At 77.7% G+C, this 862-nt stretch carries 2 protein-coding genes; one reads left to right on the forward strand and one right to left on the reverse strand.

The window, feature by feature from the left end; translation table 11 throughout:
• Positions 1-528: glycoside hydrolase family 95-like protein (locus C2142_RS36945; RefSeq protein WP_346766423.1), on the forward strand; the 528-nt coding region annotated here is incomplete at its 5' end.
• A 13-nt stretch (positions 529-541) separates the two neighbouring features.
• Here C2142_RS36945 and C2142_RS41205 read toward each other — a convergent pair.
• Positions 542-862 (reverse strand): universal stress protein (locus C2142_RS41205; RefSeq protein ID WP_241003041.1); only part of this gene is annotated, 321 nt, incomplete at its 5' end.

Below are 862 nucleotides of genomic sequence, written 5' to 3' on the forward strand. Positions count from 1 at the left end.
ACGGCGGCGGCCGGCTGGAGCCTCGCCTGGGTCGCCGGGCTCGCTGCCCGCCTGGGCGACGGCGCCCTCGCCGGGCACGCCGTCGAGCGTCTGCTCGCCACCTCGATCGCGCCCAACCTGTTCGACCTGCACCCGCCCCGGCTCTTCCAGATCGATGGCAACTTCGGCATCACCGCCGCAATCGCCGAGGCGCTGCTCCAGAGCCACAACGGTGTCCTGCGGCTGCTGCCGGCACTGCCGCCGTCCTGGCCGGACGGGGACGTCCGCGGCCTGCGCGCGCGGGGTGGGCTCACGGTCGGCCTGAGCTGGCGCCAGGGCGCGCTGACCGGAGCCGAACTGCACGCCGCCCGGGACACGACGGTCGATCTCCACCTGCCCGAGCGCGCTGGCAACCCCGTCCTGACCGACGAGCAGGGCAACCCGGTCACGGCCGTCGCGGTTCCCGGCGACGCGCGGCGCTTCCGGGTCCGCCTTCCGGCCGGCAGCCGCCACCGGCTCTCCTACCCGGGGCCGGACACCGGCCACTGATCGGGGCGCGCTGCTACCGCCGGTCGGGCAGGGGAGGGAGCGTGGCGGTGCCCGGTGCCGGCTCCGGCCAGACCAGCAGGACGGGGCACGGGGCGTGGTCGACGACGAAGCGGGTGGCGGGGCCGAGGCTGTGGGGCCCGAGGCGGGTGCGGTCGCCGTCGCGCGCGAGGACGAGCAGCTCGGCGCCCTCGGCCGCGGCGACGACCTCGCGCTCGATGCGGCCGGCGCGCTCCACGTGGGCGCAGGGCCGACCGAGACGGTCGGCCGCGGCGGCGAGGAGGTGCTGAGCGGAGTCCGCCGCCAGGGCCTCCAGCCGGGTACCCGGCTGGAGGCC

The sequence above is a fragment of the Streptomyces sp. CB01881 genome, assembly GCF_002953255.1.
Lineage (GTDB): Bacteria > Actinomycetota > Actinomycetes > Streptomycetales > Streptomycetaceae > Kitasatospora.